This is a genomic window from Achromobacter aegrifaciens, from assembly GCF_902859735.1.
In the GTDB taxonomy this organism is placed as follows: Bacteria; Pseudomonadota; Gammaproteobacteria; order Burkholderiales; family Burkholderiaceae_B; genus Achromobacter; species Achromobacter aegrifaciens.
In genome coordinates this window covers 535,481-554,559 of the sequence record NZ_CADIJY010000002.1, presented here as the reverse complement: position 1 = coordinate 554,559, position 19,079 = coordinate 535,481, and the positions used below count along the sequence as shown (strand labels likewise).

Annotated in this window: 15 protein-coding genes; 8 read left to right on the top strand and 7 right to left on the bottom strand. The window is 67.5% G+C overall.

All coding sequences use genetic code 11. The annotated features are described in order from the left end of the window. Positions 1 to 16 precede the first annotated feature (16 nt). Complete coding sequence (locus tag HV766_RS08505) at positions 17 to 3,049, bottom strand: alpha-1,4-glucan--maltose-1-phosphate maltosyltransferase (protein ID WP_254593308.1); 3,033 nt, start codon at positions 3,047 to 3,049, stop codon at positions 17 to 19. A gap of 174 nt (positions 3,050 to 3,223) precedes the next feature. Further along, a complete protein-coding gene (glgA, locus tag HV766_RS08500) occupies positions 3,224 to 4,780 on the bottom strand; it encodes a glycogen synthase GlgA (protein WP_054454280.1) in 1,557 nt (518 codons plus the stop codon). A 161-nt stretch (positions 4,781 to 4,941) separates the two neighbouring features. On the opposite strand from glgA, the gene HV766_RS08495 reads away from it, so the two are divergent. The 4 genes from HV766_RS08495 (at position 4,942) to HV766_RS08480 (ending at position 8,535) form a co-directional block, all read left to right on the top strand. Continuing rightward, entirely contained in the window at positions 4,942 to 6,714 is a 1,773-nt protein-coding gene (locus HV766_RS08495; RefSeq protein ID WP_175160545.1) for a thiamine pyrophosphate-requiring protein, read from the top strand. Between the two features lie 44 nt (positions 6,715 to 6,758). Continuing rightward, positions 6,759 to 6,959: a hypothetical protein gene (locus HV766_RS08490; RefSeq protein ID WP_054454284.1), complete on the top strand. Its 201-nt coding sequence runs from the start codon at positions 6,759 to 6,761 to the stop codon at positions 6,957 to 6,959. 45 nt (positions 6,960 to 7,004) lie between these two features. After that, the gene (locus HV766_RS08485) at positions 7,005 to 7,343 is read left to right on the top strand and encodes an ElaB/YgaM/YqjD family protein (RefSeq protein WP_054454286.1); all 339 of its coding nucleotides are present in this window, start codon (positions 7,005 to 7,007) and stop codon (positions 7,341 to 7,343) included. A gap of 82 nt (positions 7,344 to 7,425) precedes the next feature. Further along, on the top strand, positions 7,426 to 8,535 hold the full coding sequence (locus HV766_RS08480) for a DUF748 domain-containing protein (protein WP_119449203.1): 1,110 nt from the start codon (positions 7,426 to 7,428) through the stop codon (positions 8,533 to 8,535). Here HV766_RS08480 and HV766_RS08475 read toward each other — a convergent pair. From HV766_RS08475 to HV766_RS08465, 3 genes are read right to left on the bottom strand one after another with little or no spacing between them, the layout of a single operon-like run. Beyond that, positions 8,525 to 9,556 (bottom strand): lysylphosphatidylglycerol synthase domain-containing protein, encoded by a 1,032-nt coding sequence (locus tag HV766_RS08475; RefSeq protein ID WP_054454290.1) that lies wholly within the window; start codon positions 9,554 to 9,556, stop codon positions 8,525 to 8,527. The two genes, HV766_RS08480 and HV766_RS08475, sit on opposite strands and share 11 nt — an antisense overlap. Continuing rightward, the gene (clsB, locus tag HV766_RS08470; protein WP_119449204.1) at positions 9,553 to 10,746 is read right to left on the bottom strand and encodes a cardiolipin synthase ClsB; all 1,194 of its coding nucleotides are present in this window, start codon (positions 10,744 to 10,746) and stop codon (positions 9,553 to 9,555) included. Before clsB ends, HV766_RS08475 begins: the two co-directional genes overlap by 4 nt. Further along, positions 10,743 to 11,510, bottom strand: coding sequence for an endonuclease/exonuclease/phosphatase family protein (locus HV766_RS08465; protein WP_175180971.1), 768 nt, complete (start codon positions 11,508 to 11,510; stop codon positions 10,743 to 10,745). The genes clsB and HV766_RS08465 overlap by 4 nt, the downstream gene beginning before the upstream one ends. 185 nt (positions 11,511 to 11,695) lie before the next feature. On the opposite strand from HV766_RS08465, the gene HV766_RS08460 reads away from it, so the two are divergent. Beyond that, positions 11,696 to 13,333, top strand: a complete 1,638-nt coding sequence (locus tag HV766_RS08460) for an ABC transporter ATP-binding protein (RefSeq protein WP_175180970.1) — start codon at positions 11,696 to 11,698, stop codon at positions 13,331 to 13,333. Positions 13,334 to 13,344: 11 nt separating this feature from the next. Here the strand turns inward: HV766_RS08460 and HV766_RS08455 are convergent, their stop codons facing one another. Continuing rightward, positions 13,345 to 14,058, bottom strand: coding sequence for an MgtC/SapB family protein (locus tag HV766_RS08455; protein WP_119449206.1), 714 nt, complete (start codon positions 14,056 to 14,058; stop codon positions 13,345 to 13,347). Between the two features lie 182 nt (positions 14,059 to 14,240). After that, on the bottom strand, positions 14,241 to 14,603 hold the full coding sequence (locus tag HV766_RS08450) for a hypothetical protein (protein WP_175180969.1): 363 nt from the start codon (positions 14,601 to 14,603) through the stop codon (positions 14,241 to 14,243). Positions 14,604 to 15,340: 737 nt separating this feature from the next. On the opposite strand from HV766_RS08450, the gene HV766_RS08445 reads away from it, so the two are divergent. From HV766_RS08445 to HV766_RS08435, 3 genes are all read left to right on the top strand, one after another. After that, positions 15,341 to 16,918, top strand: a complete 1,578-nt coding sequence (locus HV766_RS08445; protein ID WP_175180968.1) for a TerC family protein — start codon at positions 15,341 to 15,343, stop codon at positions 16,916 to 16,918. A 256-nt stretch (positions 16,919 to 17,174) separates the two neighbouring features. Then, on the top strand, positions 17,175 to 18,002 hold the full coding sequence (locus tag HV766_RS08440; protein ID WP_225591366.1) for a hypothetical protein: 828 nt from the start codon (positions 17,175 to 17,177) through the stop codon (positions 18,000 to 18,002). A 37-nt stretch (positions 18,003 to 18,039) separates the two neighbouring features. Then, positions 18,040 to 19,005 (top strand): SphA family protein, encoded by a 966-nt coding sequence (locus HV766_RS08435; RefSeq protein ID WP_175180967.1) that lies wholly within the window; start codon positions 18,040 to 18,042, stop codon positions 19,003 to 19,005. Positions 19,006 to 19,079: the final 74 nt, after the last annotated feature.

Sequence of the window (19,079 nt, the reverse complement as noted above, 5' to 3'; positions counted from 1 at the left end):
CAATGGGCGTGCGGGGTCATCCATGCAGCGACAAGCGCCACACGCGATAGGGTTGATCGGGATGCAGGGTCAGTTCGCGGATCTGCCCCTGCCATGGCTCGCTGCGCTCGGCCAGCAGGTCCTCGGCGATCAGCCGGCCCGTGTCGGCCTCGCCGAACAGCCAGAAGGGCGCCTCGATGCGCGCCGCCTGCTGCTGGAAAGGATCCAGGCTGATGGCCGCGAGGATGAAATTGCCGCGGCCAGGCGTGGACTTGCAGAACGCCAGCACGCGGTCGTTGCCGCTATGCACCAAGGTCAGGCCCCGATGGCTCTGCAGCGCCGGGTTGGTCCGCCGGATCTGGTTCAGGCGGGTGATCTCCGCGCGGATGTTGCCCGGCGCAAACCAGTCGCGCTGGCGCAATTCGTACTTTTCGGAGTCCAGGTATTCCTCCTTGCCCGGCAAGGCCGCCGACTCGCACAGCTCGAAGCCGCTGTACATGCCCCACAGGCCGGATCCCAGCGCCGCCAGCGCGGCGCGTATCAGAAAGCCCGGGCGGCCCGAGGACTGCAGGAAGTAGGGATTGATGTCCGGCGTGTTGACGAAGAAGTGCGGGCGGAAGAAATCGGCGGCGGGCGGCGTGGAGACTTCCTCCAGGTAGGATTCCAGTTCCGCCTTGTCATTGCGCCAGGTGAAGTAGGTGTAGGACTGGGTAAAGCCGATCTTCGCCAGCCGGTACATCATCTTGGGCCGTGTGAAGGCTTCGGACAGGAAGATCACGTCGGGATGCTGGGCATGGACCTCGGCGATCAGCCACTGCCAGAATGGCAGCGGCTTGGTATGCGGGTTGTCGACCCTGAAGGTGCGCACGCCATGCTGCACCCAGAACAGCACCACGTCGCGCAGCGCGCGCCACAGGGTCAGCTTGCGCGCGCGGCGCGCGGCGGCGCCGTAGAAGGCGACATTGACGATGTCCTGGTACTTCTTCGGCGGATTTTCCGCATAGCGCAGCGAACCATCCGGACGCCAGGAGAACCAGTCCGTGTGCCGCGCCAGCCACGGGTGGTCCGGCGAGCACTGGATTGCGAAGTCCAGCGCCACTTCCATGCCGTGGGCGCGGGCGGCATCCACCAGCCTAAGGAACCCGTCCAGTCCGCCCAGCAGCGGTTCAACCGCGTCGTGCCCGCCTTCGGCCGAACCGATGGCATAGGGACTGCCCACATCGCCGGGCTCGGCGCGCAGGCTGTTGTTGCGCCCCTTGCGGTTGCGTTGCCCGATGGGGTGTATGGGCGGGAGATACAGCACGTCGAATCCCATCTCGCGCACATCTGGCAGCCGTGCGATCACATCGTCGAAGGTGCCGTGCTGGCCGGGCTGCATGGATTGCGAGCGCGGAAACAGCTCATACCAGCTGGCGTGGCAGGCCTGGCTGCGATCCACCCAGACCGGATAGGGCGCGGGGCTGACGTATTCGAAAGGGCGGTCGTCCAGTTCGCGCATGGTGCCGGCCAGGTCTTCGTCCAGCAGTGCATCGATCTGTTGCGGTGTGGGCGCAGCCAGCTCGCCTTCGGTGGCCTTGGCGAACTTTTGCAGGGTCTCGCGCAACCTCATGGCGCCGGGGTGCGACGCGTTGCGGGCGCGCGCCAGCGCTGCGCGCAGCATCAGCAGGCCTTCCTCCACTTCCAGGCGCAGGTCCACGCCGGCCTGGTGTTTCACCTCCAGGTCATGGCGGAAAGTCTGCCAGGCGTCGAGCCAGGCGTGCACCACGAACTCGTGCGGCCCGATGCGGCGCGGACGGAACGAGGCTTCCCAGCGGTCGTTCAAGCCGCGCGTGAAGGGCGCGGCGCGCCACGAACTTTCATCCGCCGCGCGCCAGCGCAGTTCTGCGGCCAGCAGTTCATGGCCGTCCATGTAGATGTCGGCGCTGACGGGAATCCGCTCATGCGGGATGCTCTTGATGGGGAAGGCGCCACTATCCACGGTCGGACTGACCTGCTCGACCACGATGCGCTGGCTGATGGCGCCATCCATGCGGCGCGCCACGTGGCGCGAGGCTTCGCGCACCGGATGCGTGGGTTCGAGCAGATACATGGCGCAACCGGCGGGCGCAATGGCATTGCCTTGCAGCGCCAGGCCGTCCGGCACGCCTTCGGACAGGAAATCGGCCGGCGGCAGCAGCGGCGCCAACGCGTCCCAATCCACGCTAGCCTCCTCCGTATCCGAAGGATTGAGCGCCAGTACGGCCGTGCCGGCCGCGCAGTCGCGCAGCAGCAGGGTGCAGTGGCCGTCGCGCCCGCCGGCCAGACGCAGCGGGCCGCGCAATCCGGCTTGTTCAAACCAGCGATTGGCCTCGGCTACGTCGGGCAACCGGGCATCGTCCTCGTCGTCGAACATGAGGACGTCCGCGGATAGCGCCGCGGTCCAGGCGCCGCGCTTGTCCGGGGCCACGCGCGGCGGCGAAGCGATGACGGGTGCGATGGCGCGCAGCCTGCCATCTTCCTCCGCCAGCCAGCCGGACTTGTAGTCCCACCAGGGCAAGGACGAGCACAGGCCGTCCAGACCCGCGCCGCGCAGGGCCGCCAGCGACTCGGGCGTCAGTCCCTGCGCCCAGGCAAACAATTGCGCGGTGCGATCCGGGCCGCCCACTGCCGCTGCCAATGCCGCCCAATCCTGGGCCGGCAGGCATTGCGGCGCGTGAAAGACGTAGCCTGCGGCGCCGCGTTCGGTCCACCGCTTCAGCCGCGTGCTCCAGGCCTGCACAAAGCCGGGCGGTGGCGGCCCCGGGCGCAAGTGCAGCGCCTCGCGCACGTCGATGCTCATGCGCGGATCGCGCGCGGGGTTTTCGGCGGGCGGTTGGTACCAGCCGGGGCCCGCCGTGTCGGCTACGGCGCCAATGGCGCAGCGGTCCATGACGATATCGAGGTACAGGGCCAGGCCATGTTCGGCAAGCTGCCCGGCTGCGTGCGCGATCCAGTCGGCCATGGCCACGCGCTTGCCTGCCAAAAGCGCGCTATCGGCATCCAGCGGGGCGGGCGAAGCGCCTTCCGGCCCCGACAGCCAGGGCGCCGGCATCAGCAAGGCATTGAATCCGCGTTGCCGCAGGCGTGAATAAAGGGCCGGCCCCAGCTCGCCGCCACGGGCGCGGACGTCCCCGGTTGCGCCGCCACGGGCGTGGTAGAGGCGCAGGGGAGCGTGGGGATGGATAGGCGGGGCTGTGGGCACCTGCGGTTCCTCCTGTGGGCGAGCCTAGACTGCGGGCGCGGGCAACGGTCCGCCAGAACGCTGGCCAGCGCGCAGGGCGGCCACCTCGGCCACGGTTGGCACGCGAGGCCTCCTGCCGGTATCGGCCAGCGCGCGATAGAGCTCGGCGTAGGGCGCCACGGCGGCGCGCCAGCTGAAATCCGCGCTCATGGCGTTGCGCTGCATGGTGCGCCAGAGCATGGCGTCCTCGCGCAAGCTCAGGGCGCGGGCGATGGCCGCGGCCATGCCCGCAGGGTCGTCGCCGTCGAACAGCAAGCCGTTGGACCCGGCCATTGCCGAGAGCGGCGCGCGCGGCCCGGGATCGTCGATCGTGTCGGCCATGCCGCCCACTCGCGAGCCTATCGGGATGGAGCCGTAGCGCATCGCGTACAGAGGCGTCAGGCCGAACGGCTCGAAGCGGCTGCCGTGCAGCAGCATGTCGGAGCCCGCGTGCAGCCGGTGCGCCACTGCCTCGTCATAGCCGATGCGGGTGGCGCAGCGCCCGGGAAAGCGCGCGCACAGCAGTTTCAGGGCCTCTTCCAGGCGGCGGTCGCCCTGGCCAAGAATCGCGACCTGCAGGCGCGGGTGGCGTTCCAGCGCCTGCGGCAAGGCCTGCGCGGCGACGTCCGCCATCTTCTGTTCCGTCAGCCGGCTGCCCATCGCCAGGAGCACGGCTTCGGCGTCCTCATGCAACTCGAACTCGCGCTGCAGGGCCGCCTTGCAGCGAGCCTTGCGGCCCAGGTCGCGCGCCGAGAACCGCAATGAGCCCAGATGCGGATCGCGCACCGGATTCCACACCATGTTGTCGATGCCGTTGGGGATGGCCACCAGATCGGCGGCGCGCCGCCGCAGCAGCCCCTCCAGCCCGCAGCCGAAGGCGGGCGTCAGGATTTCCCGGGCGTAGGTATGGCTGACGGTGGTGACGCGGTCGGCGTAGCGGATACCGGTCTTGAGAAAATTCAAGCGGCCCCAGGCGCCGGCGGCTTCGTCGTTGCGGTAGCGTTCAGGGATGCCCAGGGCGGCGGCGCATTCCATCGGGAACTGTCCCTGGAACGCCAGGTTGTGGATGGTCATGATGCTTTTGACGTCGCCCGGGCCGTATTCCCGCAGCAACAGCGGCACGAGTCCGGCGTGCCAGTCGTGCGCATGCAGCAGTTGCGGCCGCGCGATGCCGGGCAGGCCGCCCGCCACGCGCACCGCCGCATGGGCCAGCGCCGCGTAGCGCAGCGCATTGTCGGCGTGCTCGCGGTTGTCTTCGTCCAGATAGATGCCAGGCCGGTCATAAAGCGCGTCGTTTTCCAGCAGCAGGAAGTCCAACCCCGACTGCGGGCAATGCCCCGCCAGGAGCTGCGCTTCGCCGCCCGGCAGGTTGTGCAGCGGCGCCACTACCCGCAAGCGCTCCAGCCGCTGGCGCACGCCGCGGTAGGCCGGAAGCAGCACCGTCACGGGCACGCCGGCTTCGCACAGCCCGCGCGCCATGCCCGTTATGGCGTCCCCCAGGCCGCCCGTCTTCGCCAGGGGAAACGCTTCACCCGCCACTACCAGGGTTCGAATCTTTGTCATGCCAACTCCCTTTTAGGCGGATCGTCGAGCGCGTCCGCCGCAGGGATTTCATCCGCAAGCGCCGTGCCCGCGCCGGCACCGTCGCAGGCGTTCGAACGCCGGGAACGGCAATTGCTGATTCAGGCGTTCTGTCGGAATGCAGGCAAACGCGGGAGCATCGAATGAAGACTGTGGCGGACTTTGTGCTGGAACGGCTGTCGCAATGGGGGGTCAGGAGGATCTACGGCTACCCAGGGGACGGCATCAATGGCCTGATCGGCGCATTCGGCCGCACCCAGGAGCCGTTGGAGTTCGTCCAGGCCCGCCACGAAGAGGCCGCCGCGTTCATGGCCTGCGCCCACGCCAAGTTCACCGGCCAGGCCGGGGTCTGCCTGGCGACCTCCGGTCCAGGCGCCATTCACTTATTGAACGGCCTGTACGACGCCAAGCTGGACCATCAGCCTGTCGTGGCCCTGGTCGGCCAGCAAGCCCGCAGCGCCCTGGGCGGCGACTACCAGCAGGAGGTCGACCTGATCAGCCTGTTCAAGGACGTGGCGCACGATTACGTGCAGATGGCCGCGACCGCCGAACAGGCGCGCCACATGATCGACCGCGCCATGCGCATCGCCCTGGAGCGGCGCAGCGTGACCTGCGTCATTTTTCCAAACGATGTGCAGGATTTGCCGGCGGTGGAAAAGCCCGCCCGCGAACATGGCACCGTGCCGACGGGCATAGGCTTGACCTCGCATGCCGGCGTACCCGGCGAGGCTGCGTTGCGCAATGCCGCCGACATCCTCAACCGCGGCGAACGGGTCGCCATGCTGGTCGGGGCGGGCGCGCTGCAGGCTGGCGCGGAAGTGCGCCAGACCGCTGAACTGCTGGGCGCTGGCGTGGCCAAGGCGCTGCTGGGCAAGGCGGCGGTGCCCGACAGCCTGCCGTACGTCACGGGCTGCATCGGATTGCTGGGCACGCAGCCCAGCTGGGACATGATGAACGAGTGCGACACCTTGCTGATGGTGGGCACGTCGTTCCCGTATTCGGAATTCCTGCCGCCGCCGGGACAGGCGAGGGCGGTGCAGATCGATCTGGACGGCCGCAAGCTCAGCCTGCGCTATCCCGTGGAACTTGGCCTGGTCGGCGACAGCCGGCTGACCCTGCAGGCGCTGATTCCCTTATTGCAGCCCAAGACCGCGCGCCGCTGGCGCGAACGCATCGAGGCCAAGGTCGCGCGCTGGCACGAAACCGTGGAGGCCCGCGCAATGGTGCAGGCCAAGCCGCTGAATCCGCAACGACCCTTCCTGGAACTGTCGAAACGGCTGCCGCCGCGCAGCATTCTGACCTGCGACTCGGGCTCGGCGGCGAACTGGTACGCGCGCGACATCGCGCTGCGCGAAGGGATGATGGGCTCGGTATCGGGCGGCCTGGCCACCATGGGCTGCGGCGTGCCTTATGCGCTTGCCGCCAAGCTGGCGCATCCGGATCGGCCCGTCATTGCGCTGGTCGGAGACGGCGCCATGCAGATGCTGGGCATGAACGAGCTGATCACCATCGCCCACCGCTGGAAGGACTGGGCCAACCCGACCCTGATCGTCATGGTCCTGAACAACGGCGACCTGAATCTGGTCACCTGGGAGCAGCGCGTCATGGGCGGCGACCCCAGGTTCGCGGATTCGCAATGGCTGCCCCAGCTTTCCTATGCGGAGTACGGCCGCCTGTTAGGCCTGGAGGGCATACGGGTGGACAGCCCGGACGCCGTGGGAGACGCCTGGGATCAAGCCTTGGCGGCAACCCGTCCGGTCGTGCTGGAAATGGTGACCGACCCCGAGATGCCGCCCTTGCCGCCGCACATCCCGGCCAGGCAGGTGGCCGCGTACTTCCAGGCGCTGCGCAAGGAAGAGGGCGGCGCGGCGGGCGCGGCCTTACGCGCGACCATCAAGCAATGGTGGGCCGGTTGAGGCCGCGGCCGCATCGATCGCATTCCGTCGTTCAGGAGCATGCCATGACCAAGTCCAAACCTTCCGGGCCCGCCCGGCCCGCGGACCCCAAGCAACCGGGTCCGGAGCAGCATCCCGCCGAACAGTCCAACCCCGACCCTGGCGGGCATGAGACCGACCGGCACGGCCGTTGGCCGCCCGACAGCCTGCCCAACCCCATGCCGGGACTGGATCCCCAGCAGACGCCGGGAATCGACAGGCTTTGACGGACCGCGGCCTTCCGCGGCACATTTTTTTCACGAGGAGCACGTATGAACAAGCACCATGGATTGCGGGACATGTTTCAACCGGCCGACAACGCCACGCGCACGATGCGCGAGCTGATCTCCGGCACCGAGGCGCTCTTGCGCAGCACGGCGAGCTACGGCGGATCCGAGATCGAATCGGCGCGCGACAGCCTCAAGCACCAACTGGAGGCTGCCCGCGAACACGCCAAGGGCTGGGAACGGGCGGCCTGGGACCGCGCCAGGCATGCCTCCCATGCCGCCGACGAGTACGTCCACGAAAACGCCTGGAAGAGCCTGGCGGGCGCGGCGCTGATCGGCGTACTGGCGGGGGTGTGCCTCATGTCCGACCATAAGCGCCGCTGAGCGCCTAATCCTTTTTGCCCATTGATGGGGCGGGGCGTTTCCAGGACCATGCTCGGATTGCGCCGCAACACCGGAATCCACGATGAACCTCGACCCAGCCGCGCCACGCCGCAGATCGCTATGGGGGAAAGCCTTCGCGGTCGTAACCCTGATCGCGGCCGTGGCCGTCGTGCTGGCGTTCGCCGCCCTGCGCATCGCCGAGCAGCGCATCGCCAACATGCTGGGGCCGCGCGGCGAGGTGGGACAGGTGGATATCGGCTACCGGCAGGTGATCCTGAAGGACGTGACGATATCTGGCGGCACGGGGCAGGCCAGCGCCCGCGCGCGGCACGTGATCCTGGAGCCGGAGTGGTCTGCCTTTCTGCGGCACGAGACCGTCTTCAAGACCGTCATCATCGAAGGCTTCGACTTCACCGTGGTGCGCAGGGCGAATGGCGACATGGACATCGCGCCCGCCTTGCAGTCTTCCTTGCGGGCCGGCGCAGGCAATGACGGCCAATCCCGGCGCAATACTCCGATCCGCATCGCGCAACTGATCCTGCGCGACGGCCGGCTGGATTTCGAGGACGCGGCGGTCTCCCGGCCCGCGCATCGGATCCCGTTTTCTGGCGTCCAGGCGAGCCTGCGTCCGCTGACCCTCCCCGGCGACGGCGCGCGCAGCGAGATGGAATTCTCCGGCAATGTCGAAGGCAACCGCAACGGCGCGGCCACGGTACGGGCGCAAGGTTGGCTGGTGCTGGGCAGCACGGATGCCGACATCAAGGTGGCGGTGCGCAACATGGACATCCAGCATGCCGCGCCGTACCTTGCGGACAACGGCGCCACGTCCTTGGCTGCGGGCGCCATGGACCTGGACATGCGTACCGCCATCGCCAAGCGGCAACTGCAGGCCACGGGTACCGTGGCCCTGCGCGGCTTGCGCTTTGGCGGCAACGGCGACCTGTTTTCCTTGCCGCGCAAGGCGGTGCTGGCGGCGCTGAAGGACCAGAGCGGCACGCTGCGCTTCGACTTTGCCCTGGCGGGCGACCTGGACAATCCCAAGTTTTCCGTCACGCGCGGCTTTGCCGCCCAGGTGGCTCAGGGCTTCAGCCATGCGATCGGGGTGGGCGCCGAGGGCGCGGCCGAAGGCGTCACCGGCGCGGTGAAGGAATTGGGCAATGCCTTGTCGGACCTGCTCACGCCTAAACCTTGAACGACTGGCCCGTGTTGTTGCCGCGGCCGCCGTCCGCGGCGGGCTGAGCGTGGCCCCCCGCGTGCGCGCGCCGGCGCCTGAGCTTCACCTCCATCACGCCAAAGGCTGCCAGCGCCAGGAACAAAGGCGCGAACGCATATAGCGCGCGGTAGGCCAATACCGCGCCCAGCACCTCGGGGGCCGGGATTCCTGGCGCGAGCGTGGCCACGAAGATGGCTTCTGTCGTGCCCAGCCCGCCCGGCACGCGGATGATCAAGGCCGCGAAGCTGGCGCACAGCAGGATGCCGAGCACCGCGGGATAACTGGCCTTGCCCTGCAGCAGCAGGTGGATGATGGCGCCCATGATCACCCACGACAATGCCGCAACCGCGCTCTGCGCCGCCGCCATGCCGGCGCGGGGCAACACGGCGTGCTGTCCCATCAAGGTCCAGGACCGCCGCGTGGCCCGCGCACATACCGCCACGTAGCCGGCCGCCAGCAACAACAGCGCCGCACCCAGCACGCGTAGCAGATTCGAACCGATGGCCCAGCCCTGCGGCACGGGCACGGCGCCCGCGACGAACAGCGCGCCAGCAACCCACGCGTAACCTACCCAGTTGGAGACCGCGGAAAACAGGGCCACCCGGGTCGCCACCGACTTGCGGCAGCCCAGCCGGGCGTACAGCCTGAGGCGCGCGCCCAGGCCTCCGAGCAGGACGCCCAGGCTCAGGTTCAGGGCGTAGCTCATCATGGCCACCCCCAGGGCCTTGGCCCAGGGCAGGGTATGGCGGGTGTAGCGCTTGCCCAGCAGGTCCAGGGCGCCATACGCCAGGTAGCCCGCCACGACCAGCGCAGCGGCGATGGCTATCGTCCCCGGCGGTATCCTGCGCATGGCGACCCAGACCTGGGCCCAGTCGATCGAACGGCCAAAGTAGTACAGCAGCGCCGCCACCAACGCCAATACGATCACAGGCAAGGCACGCTTGACTCGCGGCCAGCGGTGGCGCCAGGCGCGCGTCAGCGTGGAGCGGAACACTCTCATGCCGACTCCTCTTGCGCCGCGATGGGCAGCGACTTCAGGCGGGGCTTGTGCGCGGGCAGGCTGCCGGCCCAGGCGGGAAAGCGCCGCAGGAAATGGAATACCACCACGCCGATCCACAGCCGCCGCAAGCGCCGCCTGGATCCCTCGGGCAGCTCGATGCGCCGGCAATCCTGTTCGATGAGCCGGTCCAGGCTGCGGCGCAGCGCGGCGTTCAAACCGGCGTCGCGCGCCACCACGTTGGCCTCCAGATTCAGCGCCAGGCTGAGCGGGTCCAGGTTGCTGGAGCCGATGGTGCTCCAGTCGCGGTCCACGCAGGCCACCTTGCCGTGCAGCGGACGCTTGCAGTACTCATAGATCTCGACGCCTGCATCGATCAGATAGTCATACAGCATGGACGCCGCCAGCCGCGCGACCAGCACGTCGGGTTCGCCTTGCAGCAGCAACCGTACGCGCACGCCGCGGCGAGCGGCGTTGGCCAGATCGTGCAGCAACTGATAACCAGGGAAAAAGTAGGCGTTGGCGATCAGCACGTCTTCGCGCGCGGCGCGCACGCCGGCACGGTAATAACGTTCGATGTCCGTCTGGTGCTCGATGTTGTCGCGCACCACCAGACGGCCGCCGCCGTCGCCCTCCGGCATGGGATCCAGACGCGCCGGCCGCCGCCGCTTGCGGGTCCACGCATCCACCGCGAGCGCCTCGCGCGCGTAGTCCGCGATGTCCGCGGCCAGCGGTCCCTCCACCAGCACCGCATAGTCCTGCTTGGCTTGGGGCCCGTAGTCCGGCAGGTGATCAGCGGAAAAATTGATGCCGCCGACAAAGGCCATCTGACGATCCACCGCCACGATCTTGCGGTGCATGCGCCTGAACACATTGGTGCGCACGCCGAGAAAGCGCGGGCGGGGATCGAATACGTGGACGCGGATGCCGCTTTCGGTCATGGCGCCGACAAAGGCGCCGTCCAGCTCGTCCGAGCCATAGCCGTCCACCGTCAGGTCCACGCTGACGCCGCGGCGGGCCGCGGCGATCAGGGCGCGCTGGAATTCCTGCCCCACGGCGTCGTCGAACAGGATGAAGGTTTCCACCAGCACTTCGCCGCGCGCCGCGGCGATCGCATCGAGCACGGCCGGAAAGTAGCCCGTGCCATTCTCCAGCAGGGTATAGCGGTTGTTCTCGCGCCAGCGCAGGTTCATAGCGAGATCTCCGCGCAGATCGGCACATGGTCGGACAGGCGCGACCAGACCCGCGAGGCCAGCGGCACTGGTTGCCAATCCCGGACGTTGCGCACGTAGATGCGGTCCAGCCGCAACAGGGGCCAGCGCGCCGGAAACGTGCGGGCGGGGCGGCCCAGGCGCGACGTGAAGACCTCGCGTGTGCCGCAATCCCGCATCAGTGCGTCGGCGCGCAGGCGCCAGTCGTTGAAGTCGCCCGCGATCAGCAGCGGTTCGCCAGCGGGCACGCCTTGCGCCACCAGCTCGCACAGGCGGCGCAGCTGCTTGCCCCGGTGGCCTTCGAGCAGGCCCAGGTGCACGCATATGGCATGGACGGGCATATCCAGCGAGGGCACCCGCAGCACGCAGTGCAATAGTCCGCGGCCTTCGTGTCCATGCACCGTCACGTCATGGTTCTCGTGCTGTTCAATGGGATACCTCGACAGCAGCGCATTGCCATGATGTCCCGCCGGGTAGACCGCGTTGCGGCCGTAGGCAAAATCCGTCCACAGCGAGTCAGCCAGGAATTCGTACTGGGACAAGGCGGGCCAGCCCTGGTGCCGTTCCGCGTGCCCCTGGTGTTCTCCCAGCACTTCCTGCAGGAAAACGATGTCGGGGTTCGCCATCCTCAGCGCCTCGCGCAGTTCGTGCAGCATGAAGCGGCGGTTGAAGCTGGTGAAGCCCTTGTGCGTGTTCACGGTCAACACGGTCAGCGTGGTGGCATCGATGTAGCGGGAGGAGGGCATGGATGCTCCGGATGGGTCGATCCGCACAGCGGAGCAATCCGCGTTCCCAAAACGTAAAGAGGCGTAACCGCCGGGGTGGCGCCAGGCTTGTTGCGTCACAAACCGAATGAGCAAATGCGAGATGCGCAGTTCTCATCCGTGCAGGCCAGGCCTACGATCCGAAGCTTCTTCCTGGTGGACGACCCATGACCGAACTGCTGCGCATCCAGAACCTGACCGTGGACCTGCCGCCCGGCGCCGACCGGCCGCATGCGCTGCAGGACTTGTCGCTGAACATCAGCGCGGGCGAAATCGTCTGTGTGGTGGGTGAAAGCGGCTCCGGCAAATCGCTGACGGCCGGCGCGGTCCTGGGGCTGCTGCCCCAGGACGTGCGCGCCAGCGCCGGCCAGGTGCTGTGGGAAGGGCAGGATCTGCTGCGGCTGGCGCCCGAGGCCTTGCGCCGGCTGCGCGGCCAGCGCATCGGCATGATCTTCCAGGAACCGATGACGGCGCTCAATCCGCTGCGCACCATCGGCGACCAGATCGCGGAAGTGTTCCGCACCCATACCCGCCTGGGACGCGCCGAGATCCGGCGCCGCACGCTGGACCTGCTGGAGTCCGTGCGGCTGCCGGACCCGCAACGGGCGCTGGGCGCCTATCCGCATGAATTGTCAGGCGGCCAGCGCCAACGCGCCATGATCGCCATGGCGCTGGCCCTGGAACCCGCCTTGCTGATCGCCGATGAACCGACCACCGCGCTGGACGTCACCACGCAGGCGCAGATCCTGCATCTGATCCACGACTTGCAGCGCCGCAAGGGCACGGCCGTGCTGTTCATTACGCACGACTTCGGCGTGGTCGCCGAGATTGCCGACCGCGTCGCGGTGATGCAGCGCGGCGTGCTGGTGGAAAGCGGCGCGGCGCGGCAGGTGCTGGAGCATCCGCGGCATCCCTACACGCGCGCCTTGATCGCAGCGGTGCCGCCGCTGGCGCCGGCCGCGGTCCGGCCGGAACTGCGGGGCGATGCGCCCATCATCCTGAGCGCGCAAGCCGTCTCCAAGACCTACCGCAAGCGCGGCTGGTTCGGCCGCCCGGGGCGCGAAACGCGGGCGCTGGACGACGTGACGCTGGCACTGAAGGAGGGCGGTACGCTGGGCATCGTGGGCGAAAGCGGGTCGGGCAAATCCACGCTGGCGCGCGCCTTGCAGGGCCTGGCGCCGCCGGACGCAGGCCGCATCACGCTGGCCGGCGCGCCCCTGGCGCTCCATGGCGGCGCAGCACGGCGCGAGCATGCGCGGCGGGTGCAGATGGTGTTCCAGGATCCCTATGGTTCATTGAATCCGCGCCAGCGCGTCGGCGAAATCGTGGCGCGCGGCCCGATCGTGCACGGCACGCCCAGGCGGGAAGCGCTGGCGCGCGCACAGGAACTGTTTGAACTGGTGGGCTTGTCGCCGGACGCCGTGCGGCGCTATCCGCATGAGTTCTCGGGCGGGCAGCGTCAGCGCATCGGACTGGCGCGCGCGCTGGCCATGCGGCCGCGCGTGCTGATTGCGGACGAGCCCGTATCGGCGCTGGACGTGTCGGTGCAGGCGCAGGTGCTGGCGCTGCTGGCGCGGCTGCGCGAGCAATTGGGCCTGTCCGTCCTCTTCATCACGCACGATCTGCGCGTAGCCGCGCAAATCTGCGACGATATCGCGGTGATGCAGAATGGACGGGTGGTGGAAGCGGGGGCCTGCGCCCAGGTCTTCGGCCAGCCCGCGCATCCCTACACGCAGGCGCTGCTTGCCGCCGTGCCGGGTCGGCGCTGGGATCCAGCCTCGGCCGCGTTGCGTCAGGCGGCCTGAGCCGCGCAACGCTATACCGTGCGGGCGGCCCAGAAGGCGGTGCGCACGGCGGGCGAGGCCGCGATGCTGGCGGTCACGCGGTCCAGGTCCAGCTCGTCGACCGAGGCTTCGCTCAATGCCGCCTCGATTTCGACTTCGTTCTCGCCGAACTGGTCTATCTTCAGTTCGGACAGGGGCAGCTGTTCGGTTTCGAGCACGTCCTCCAGCACTGTCATGGCCGCCTGCCGCTGCTCCACGTTCGCAATTACATGTATCACGGTCGTGACTTCGGTGGTCTGCGAGTCGACCGGCTGGCGGTTGACGTAGCTGACGACCGGGCGCAGCAAGGTGTTCGCCGCCAGCACGAAGGCGGTAGCGGCGACCGCTTCCAGGATCAACGATGCGCCCGCGCAGGCGCCGATGGCGGCGGAGCCCCACAGCGTGGCGGCGGTGTTCAGGCCGCGGATGCTGCCGCCTTCGCGCATGATGGCGCCGGCGCCCAGGAACCCCACGCCCGAGACCACGTAGGAAATGACGCGCGAGCCGCCATCGGCGCCGCCCACGCGAAACGCCAGGTCCACGAAGATGGCGGCGCCCACCGCCACCAGCACATTGGTGCGCAGGCCGGCCGTGCGCTGGCGGAACTGGCGCTCAAAGCCCACCACGGAGCCCAGCACGAACGCGGTCAACAGGCTCACCAGGGTATTGGCCAGCGTGATGAATTGGATGTTTTCGAAGTTCTTCATCTTCTTCTCTCCCTTCTTCTACAGCATGTTATGGATGGGCGCGGACGGGCTCAGGGCAGGCGCCAGACCGACGCCAGGACCAGCAGCAGTCCGGCCAGCCAGATCAGCGCCAGCAGGACGACGCGCGCAATCATCAGGGTTTTGTACGGATCTTTCATGACAGCCTCCCGGCCGCGTTGGCGTCAGGCGGGCAGCACGGCGATGGCCGCGCCGGACTCGCATTCCCAGTGCACCCGGCGCACGTCCGGGCTCTGGCCCAGCCGCAAGGCGACCGCGCCCAGCAGATTGCGCAGATGCGGCGGGCATTGCAGCGTGACGACGGTGGACGCCAACTGACCCGATTCGGCGCGCGAGATCCGCACCGCCTGCACGCGCAGGTCCAGGTCGCGCAGTTCGTAATAGAGCTGCTTGCGCAGCGCGTTGAGCGTGTCGCCCAGGCTCACGATGGTGAATTGGTAAGTGGAAGAGGCCGTCTTGGGCGCTACCGCCATGGGCGCGGCCGCGCCGGTCCGGTCCGGGAAGGGCAGGAATTGCTTGATACGCATGATCGTCTCCTTAGCGGGGAGTACGGTGGAAGGTCCACATGCATGCGCCGCGTGGCCGATGCGCAGGCGCGCGCAACAAGGCGCAACGCATCGCGTCGGCAAGCAGTAGGGGAGAGGGCTGGCGGTCCCGCGTCGGGGACCGAAGAGCCGGGTCCTGGCTTTCAGGCAGGACCGGCGCGGACTATTTCCGCGGATCCTGCGTCAAGCGGCGCTTGCAGTCGTGTTCCGACTACATCCGTCGTTGTCCACATTGATCTCTGGTGAGTTGAAGGTGCCCGCAGTATATCGTCGACCTAGGGTAAACACCAGTAAAAATGCCGCAAAGAAGCGAGTCCGCAGCATGGCATTGCCTGGGGATCCTCGGATGCGGGAGAGACCGGATTCATGTAGTATTCAGTTTCCCGTAAGAAAGAGAGCAAGGCGGGCGCTCTATCCGTTTGCTGCCCCGGCAGCCTGAGCCGTCCGCCATCTATGACTGAAGACCCACCCTCTAGCAGGGCGCCGCAAGCAAGCCGGCGCCCGATGCCCCATCTTCCCGCCACGGCCCGGGCGCGCAGCCCGCAAGCCGATTCCATGTTCGCCGCCGCGGCCACGCCGCGCCTGGGCGGCCGCGCTCCGCCGGCCGTCCCTGGGGCCGTTCGCGCCCGCACTGAGTCTCGTGTCCGCATCCGCGGCGCATTCCCTTTGATCCTGTCCGGCGCCGCGTGGCGCACGGTCCCGATTTGCATGGAATCTCGATGATTTTCGATTGGATGTCCGACCCCACCGCCTGGCTGGGCCTGGCGACCCTGGTCGTGCTTGAAATTGTGCTGGGTATCGACAACCTGGTGTTCATCGCCATCCTGGCCGACAAGCTGCCGCCCGAACAGCGCAACCGCGCGCGGCTGATCGGCCTGACGCTGGCGATGGTGATGCGCCTGGGCCTGTTGGCGAGCATCGCATGGGTGGTCACGCTGACCGAACCCATGTTCACGCTGCTGGGCGCTGAGATCTCCGGACGCGACCTGATCCTGATACTGGGCGGCCTGTTCCTGCTCTTCAAGGGCACCATGGAGCTGCATGAACGCGTGGAAGGCAGCGCCAGCCACGAGCAAGGCCAGAAGCCGCAGCATGCCGTGTTCTGGCAGGTGATCCTGCAGATCGTGGTGCTGGATGCGGTGTTCTCGCTGGACTCGGTGATTACCGCCGTGGGCATGGTGCAGGACCTCAGCATCATGATGATCGCGGTGATCGTGGCCATGGCCGTGATGATGCTGGCCAGCCGCCCGCTGATGGCTTTCGTGGGCCGCCACCCGACCGTGGTGATCCTGTGCCTGGGCCTCTTGCTGATGATCGGCTTCAGCCTGGTGGCCGAAGGCCTGGGCTTCCACGTGCCCAAGGGCTATCTGTATGCCGCGATCGGCTTCTCGATCCTGATCGAGCTGTGCAATCAGCTGGCGCGCCGCAATCGCGTGAAAGGCACGCACGCCCTGGGCCGCCGCCAGCGCACCGCGCAGGCCGTGTTGCGCCTGCTGCGCGCCGGCCGCGCCGGGCAGTCCGCCGGCCAGGCCGACGAGGTGGCCGCGCTGGTCGACGGCGCGGACGGCGAACCGGCCTTCGCGCCCGAGGAAAGCACCATGATCGAACGCGTGCTGTCCATCGGCGGGCGGGACGTGCGCTCCATCATGGTGGCGCGCGGCGACATGGTCTGGCTGGACGTGGCCGATACGCCGGAGGCCATCGTGCGAAAGTTCGGCAGCGGCCACTCCCGCCTGCCGCTGTGCGCGGGCGATCCGTCCAATGTGCTGGGCGTGCTGCACTTCAAGGACCTGCTGCCGCTGCTGCAGAACCCTGGCCCGATCGACCTGGTGGAGCTGGCGCGCGAGCCGCGCTACGTGATGGAAACCATGCCGGTGCTGAAGGTGCTGGACGAGCTGCGCGGTTCGCGCGAGCACATGCTGATCGTGGTCGACGAACACGGCGTGTGCGAGGGCCTGATCACGCCCATGGACGTGCTGACCGCCGTTGCGGGCGACCTGCCCGAGCATCAGGAAGACCAGCCCGAAGCCTTGCAGCTGGCGGACGGAACCTGGCTGCTGGAAGGCCGCCTGGCCGTCGCTGAAGCCGCGCGCCTGCTGGACGCGCCGGACCTGGCCGAGGAATACCCGGACGCGACGCTGGCGGGCTGCTTGTTGCGCGCCGGCGGCCGGATCCCTGACGCCGGGGACTCGATCGAGTGGCGCGATTGGCGCTTCGAGGTCACCCGCCGCGACGGCCTGCGCATCGACCAGGTGCGCGCCAGCCTGATGCGCGCAGAGGCGCCGCAAGCCGGCTGATATCGCTCGACCGGCGCCTGCACCACGATGGGGATGCCTGAAGGCATCCCCATTTTTTTGCCTGTGTGTTGCGCCTTATCCGTTCTTCGCCTTGAAAGCAATAGATCACAGCCTATGGCCAGTATTGGTGAAAGTAAAACTCTGTGCGAAGATTGCGACAGATTTCACGACTTTGGATCTCGGCGCGGTTTGCCGAAATCAGCATTTCCGTACGGCGCGTCTTTGCATTTTGTTATCTCTTTCCGGGGTACATCGCATGGGCAGTACGCAGTCTGCATTCAAGGAAATCAGTGGAAGAGGAATCGCGGCGTGGCTGATGGTGGCTGCGCCGCTGTGCTTTGCGCAGCCTGCGCATGCCCAGTCCCAGTCGGCGGATGACGCCAACAAAAGCAACAACCCGCTGAACCTGGCGGCGTCGTTGAATTTCCAGAATTACTACACGCCGAAGTTGTTCGGCAGCAACGCCCACACCAACGACTTCCTGATCCGGCCGACGATCCCTGTCGCGCCGGGCGAGCTCGTCGGCGTGCCGCAGATATTTCGCATCACGGCCCCAGTCAGTACGCGCCCCGAGGCCGACGGCAGCTACAAGACCGGCCTGGGCGACATCAATGTGTTCGACATTTTCCTGTTGCAGCAGGGCGCGGTGGACCTGGGCGTTGGGCCGATGCTGACCATGCCCAGCGCGACCAGCAGCGAGCTGGGAGCGGGCAAATGGTCCGCCGGGCTGGCCGGCGTGGCGGTGCATGCCAGCAAGGAAGGGCTGCTGGGCGCGCTGGTGCAATGGCAGCATTCCTTCGCCGGCCAGAATGCGCGCGACACGGTGCACACCGCCACCTTCCAGCCGTTCCTGATACGCAATCTGCCGCAAGGCTGGTATTTGAGGTCCACCGCAACCTGGACCTTCGACCTGCAGAAGAACGACTACTACATTCCCTTGGGGCTGGGCGCGGGCAAGGCCTGGCGCGTCGGGAAGAACATCTTCAACGTGTTCGCGGAACCGCAATGGACGGTTGCGCACAAGGGGGAGGGCCTGCCTCAGTTCACGCTGTTCGCCGGCTTGAACATCACCTTCGGGAATTGATCCCGTCAGCGTTTTTCTGGTCTTTCGGAGTGTAGGGATGCGGAGCGCGATTGCGGCAGTTGCAGGGTGGTTGGCGGTTCTGGCCGGATTGGTGCTGCCGTCTGCCGCCTGGGCCACTGAAGGGGCGCTGGGCCGCCAGATCACCGGCACCAACGTGCAGCCCAACGCCGGCATCGTGTCTCCCGAGCCTATCTGGGCCGTCAACCTGTCGCAGATCTACCTGGACGGCACCGTGGGCGGCAGCCGCGAAGTGCCGGTAGGAGGCCGTACCTCGCTGGGCCTGGACGCGAAAGTCGCGTTCACCCTGGCCACGGTCCTCAAGACCTGGGACACCGGGCCGGGGCGCTGGAACTTCGCGTCCAGCTTCACCTTGCCCTACGTCTGGACCAAGGTGAATTCCACCGTGACGGGACCAGGCGGGCGCAGCATAGACCAAAGCGATACCGCCTCAAACCTGTTCGACCTGTACTTCTCGCCCATCATCGCGGGCTATCACTTTTCCGAAACCTCGCACATGGCGCTCAGCCTGAACATCTGGGCGCCCACCGGCAAGTACAACGCCGACGACATGGCCAACCCCAGCCTGAACAACTGGACCTTCATTCCTCAGGTGGCCTACACCAAGATATTTCCGGAATCCGGTTTTCAACTGGATACCGTGGCCGGCGTCCAGTTCTACACCCGCAACAACGCCACGGACTATCGCAACGCGCCGCTGTTCAGCATGGACGTGATGGGCCGCAAGATCTTCAGCAACGGGGTGAGCGCGGGCCTGATCCTGGGCACCATCCAGCAACTGGGCAGCGATTCGGGACCGACGGCCGACCGGCTCAACGGCTTCAAGGGGCGCGACTGGGCGCTGGGCCCGATCCTGACCTATGACACGAAGCTGGCGGACAAGCGCTCCTTGTCCCTCAGCCTGCGCTGGGTACCTACGATCAGCAGCACGAAGCGTCTGGACAGCAACGATACGGTCATGGCGACCGCGACGCTGGTGTTCTGAACGTCAGCACGATTTCAAGGGGCTGCCAGCCCCGGGCGCGGCACCGCCACGCCTGAACCATCAGCTTTCGGGTG

Excerpts from the sequence above, each read along its gene's own strand:
- HV766_RS08505 (WP_254593308.1), bottom strand. The coding sequence starts at position 3,049 with ATGCCGGCGCCCTGGCTGTCGGGGCCGGAAGGCGCTTCGCCCGCCCCG.
- glgA (WP_054454280.1), bottom strand. The coding sequence starts at position 4,780 with ATGACAAAGATTCGAACCCTGGTAGTGGCGGGTGAAGCGTTTCCCCTG.
- HV766_RS08495 (WP_175160545.1), top strand. The coding sequence starts at position 4,942 with ATGAAGACTGTGGCGGACTTTGTGCTGGAACGGCTGTCGCAATGGGGG.
- HV766_RS08490 (WP_054454284.1), top strand. The coding sequence starts at position 6,759 with ATGACCAAGTCCAAACCTTCCGGGCCCGCCCGGCCCGCGGACCCCAAG.
- HV766_RS08485 (WP_054454286.1), top strand. The coding sequence starts at position 7,005 with ATGAACAAGCACCATGGATTGCGGGACATGTTTCAACCGGCCGACAAC.
- HV766_RS08480 (WP_119449203.1), top strand. The coding sequence starts at position 7,426 with ATGAACCTCGACCCAGCCGCGCCACGCCGCAGATCGCTATGGGGGAAA.
- HV766_RS08475 (WP_054454290.1), bottom strand. The coding sequence starts at position 9,556 with ATGAGAGTGTTCCGCTCCACGCTGACGCGCGCCTGGCGCCACCGCTGG.
- clsB (WP_119449204.1), bottom strand. The coding sequence starts at position 10,746 with ATGAACCTGCGCTGGCGCGAGAACAACCGCTATACCCTGCTGGAGAAT.
- HV766_RS08465 (WP_175180971.1), bottom strand. The coding sequence starts at position 11,510 with ATGCCCTCCTCCCGCTACATCGATGCCACCACGCTGACCGTGTTGACC.
- HV766_RS08460 (WP_175180970.1), top strand. The coding sequence starts at position 11,696 with ATGACCGAACTGCTGCGCATCCAGAACCTGACCGTGGACCTGCCGCCC.
- HV766_RS08455 (WP_119449206.1), bottom strand. The coding sequence starts at position 14,058 with ATGAAGAACTTCGAAAACATCCAATTCATCACGCTGGCCAATACCCTG.
- HV766_RS08450 (WP_175180969.1), bottom strand. The coding sequence starts at position 14,603 with ATGCGTATCAAGCAATTCCTGCCCTTCCCGGACCGGACCGGCGCGGCC.
- HV766_RS08445 (WP_175180968.1), top strand. The coding sequence starts at position 15,341 with ATGATTTTCGATTGGATGTCCGACCCCACCGCCTGGCTGGGCCTGGCG.
- HV766_RS08440 (WP_225591366.1), top strand. The coding sequence starts at position 17,175 with ATGGGCAGTACGCAGTCTGCATTCAAGGAAATCAGTGGAAGAGGAATC.
- HV766_RS08435 (WP_175180967.1), top strand. The coding sequence starts at position 18,040 with ATGCGGAGCGCGATTGCGGCAGTTGCAGGGTGGTTGGCGGTTCTGGCC.